General features: G+C 73.2%; 1 protein-coding gene. It reads left to right on the top strand.

Translation table 11 applies throughout. The annotated features are described in order from the left end of the window. Window positions 1-3,472, top strand: a 3,472-nt coding sequence (locus FH609_RS30700) for a type I polyketide synthase (RefSeq protein WP_139675780.1), incomplete at both ends; no start/stop codon positions are given.

Below are 3,472 nucleotides of genomic sequence, written 5' to 3'. Positions count from 1 at the left end.
CACCAACACCACCACCACACTCCACCTCACCGACCCCACCGGCACCCCCATCGCCACCATCGAAAACCTCACCCTCCGCACCCTCACCACCCCCCAACCCACCACCCCCCACCACAACACCCTGCTGCGACCCGAGTGGCTGGCGGTGCCGGTGGTCGAGGGTGCGGCGGCCGATGAGCCGGTGGTCGTGCTGGGTGACGCGTCGTCGCCGGTGGCCGAGGCGCTGACGGCCGGTGCCCACCCGGACCTCGCCTCGTTGGCCGAGGCCGTCCGCGCGGGCGAAGGCCCGGCGCCGGCGCTGGTGTTCGCGCCCGTGGCCGAGGGGCCGAACGTCGTGGCGGACGCCCTGGCCCTGGCGCAGGAGTGGATCGCGCTGGAGGACTCCCTTCCCGACGCGCGGCTGGTGCTGCTGACGGAGGGCGCGATCGCCGCCGTGGACGGCGACGCGGTCGTCCGGCCCGAGGCGGCCGGCGTGTGGGGCCTGGTCCGCTCGGCCCAGGCGGAGCACACGGGCCGGTTCGCGGTCGTGGACACGGACGGCGAGCCGTCGTCCCTGCGGGTGCTGCCCGCCGCGTTGGCTTTGGACGAGCCGCAGTTGGCGCTGCGGGCGGGGCAGCCGTATGCCTTCCGGCTGGTGCGGGGCGGCGGCGAGGCGGTCGATGCGCCGGTGTTGGCCGGGACGGTGTTGGTGACGGGCGGCACCGGAGCCCTGGGCTCCCTGGTGGCCCGCCACCTGGTCACCGAACACGGCGTCCGCCACCTGCTGCTCACCAGCCGACGCGGACCCGACGCACCCGGCGCGGCCGAACTCGCCGCCGAACTCACCGAGTCGGGCGCCGAGGTCACCATCGCCGCCTGCGACACCGCCGACCGCAACGCCCTGGCCGCACTCCTGGCGGACATCCCCACCGAGCATCCGCTGACCGCCGTCATCCACACCGCCGGCATCCTCGACGACGGCATCCTCACCTCCCTCACCCCCGAACGACTCAGCGCGGTCCTACGCCCCAAGGTCGACGCCGCCTGGAACCTCCACGAACTCACCCGCGACCTCAACCTCACCGCCTTCGTCCTCTTCTCCTCCATCGCCGGCACCCTCGGCAGCGCCGGACAAGCCAACTACGCCGCCGCCAACGCCTCGCTGGACGCCCTCGCCCACCACCGCCACACCCACAACCTGCCCGCCACCTCCCTCGCCTGGGGCCTGTGGAACACCGACGGCAGCGACATGGCCAGCGACCTCTCCAACGCCGACCGCGCCCGCATCCAACGCACCGGCCTCCGCCCCATCAACCCCGAACTCGGCCTCACCCTCCTCGACACCGCACTCACCACCCCCCACCCCACCCTCGTTCCCACGCCGTTGGACCTGCCCTCGCTGCGGGCGATGGCCGCCGCCGGCACGCTGCCGAGCGCGTTCCGCGCGCTGGTGCGCGTCCCACGCGCGCAGGCCGCCGCCGCGAACGCGCCGGCGGTCCGGGGCGACGGCGGGCTGGCCGGGCAGTTGGCGGGGCTGGATCGCGCGGGCCAGGAGGCGTTCCTGTTGGACCTGGTGCGCGCCCAGGTGGCGCGCGTGCTCGGGCACGCCTCGCCGGCGGGCATCGACGCCGATGCGCCGTTCGAGGAGCTGGGCTTTGACTCGCTCACCGCCGTCGAGCTGCGCAACGGCCTCAACGCGGCCACCGGGCTGCGCCTGCCCTCGACGCTCGTCTTCGACTATCCGACGCCGGCCGTGCTGGCGGGGCAGCTGCTGACCGAGCTGGTCGGGGAGAAGGCGAACGCGGTCGCCACCGTGGTCGCCGCGCCCGGCGCGGTGGACGAGCCGGTGGCGATCGTCGGCATGGCGTGCCGCTTCCCCGGCGGCGCGACCACGCCCGAGGAGCTGTGGGCGCTGGTGGCGGACGGGATCGATGCCGTCACCGAGTTCCCGGAGAACCGTGGTTGGGACCTGGCCAACCTCTACGACCCGGACCCCGACCACCCCGGCACGTCCTACACCCGGCACGGCGGATTCCTGCACGACGCCGGCGAGTTCGACCCCGCGTTCTTCGGCATGAGCCCCCGGGAGGCGCTGGCCACCGACCCGCAGCAGCGGCTGCTGCTGGAGACCGCGTGGGAGGCCGTTGAGCGGACCGGGATCGACCCGACGTCGTTGCGGGGCAGCCGTACCGGGGTCTTCGCGGGCCTGATGTACCACGACTACGCCCCGCGCCAGCCCCATGTCCCCGAGGACATCGAGGGCTATCTCTCCACGGGAACCACAGGGAGCGTGGCAACGGGACGCATCTCCTACACCTTCGGCCTCGAAGGCCCCTCCGTCACCGTCGACACCGCCTGCTCCTCCTCGCTGGTCGCCCTGCACCTGGCGGCCCAGGCGCTGCGCTCCGGCGAGTGCTCGCTGGCGCTGGCCGGCGGGGCCACGGTGATGGCGACGCCCAACAGCTTCATCGAGTTCAGCCGCCAGCGGGGCCTGGCCCCCGACGGCCGCTCCAAGTCCTTCGCCGCCGGCGCCGACGGCGTCGCCTGGGGCGAGGGCGTCGGGCTGGTCGTGCTGGAGAAGCTGTCCGACGCGGAACGGAACGGGCACCGCGTGTTGGGTCTGATCCGGGGCAGCGCGGTCAACCAGGACGGCGCCAGCAACGGCCTCACCGCGCCCAACGGCCCCTCCCAACAGCGCGTGATTCGGCAGGCGTTGGCCAACGCGCGGCTCGAACCGGGTGACGTGGACGCGGTGGAGGCGCACGGCACGGGAACGACGCTGGGCGACCCGATCGAGGCCCAGGCGCTGCTGGCCACCTACGGCCAGGACCGCGACGCCGAACGGCCGCTGTGGCTGGGCTCGTTGAAGTCGAACATCGGCCACACCCAGGCCGCCGCCGGCATCGCCGGCGTCATCAAGATGGTCGAAGCCATGCGGCACGGCGTGCTGCCCAAGACCCTGCATGTCGACCGACCATCCGACCATGTCGACTGGGAGGCCGGCGCGGTCGCGTTGCTCACCGAGCCACAGCCCTGGCCGGAGGCCGAACGCCCCCGCCGCGCCGCCGTCTCCTCCTTCGGCATCAGCGGCACCAACGCCCACATCATCCTCGAACAGGCCCCGCCAACCGAGGAGACCCACACGCCCGAGGCCCAACCCGGCCTGCCCGTCCTGCTGTCGGCCAAGTCGCGGGAGGCGTTGGCCGATCAGGCCACGCGACTGCTGACCCACCTGGAACGTGAACCCGAGCTGACCCCGGCCACCCTCGCACCCGCACTCATCCACCGCACCCACTTCGACCACCGCGCCGGCATCATCGCCCACACCCGCGACGAACTCCTCACCGGCCTCACCGCACTAGCCACCGGACAAGAACACACCACCCTCATCACCGGCACCCCCACCCCCGGCAAAACCGTCTTCATCTACCCCGGCCAAGGCTCCCAATGGCCCGGCATGGGCGCCCAACTCGCCCAAACACACCCCACCTTC

The sequence above is a fragment of the Streptomyces sp. 3MP-14 genome (genome assembly GCF_006334905.2).
Classification (GTDB): Bacteria; Actinomycetota; Actinomycetes; order Streptomycetales; family Streptomycetaceae; genus Streptomyces; species Streptomyces triticirhizae.
This window is presented reverse-complemented; position numbering and strand designations above follow the sequence as displayed.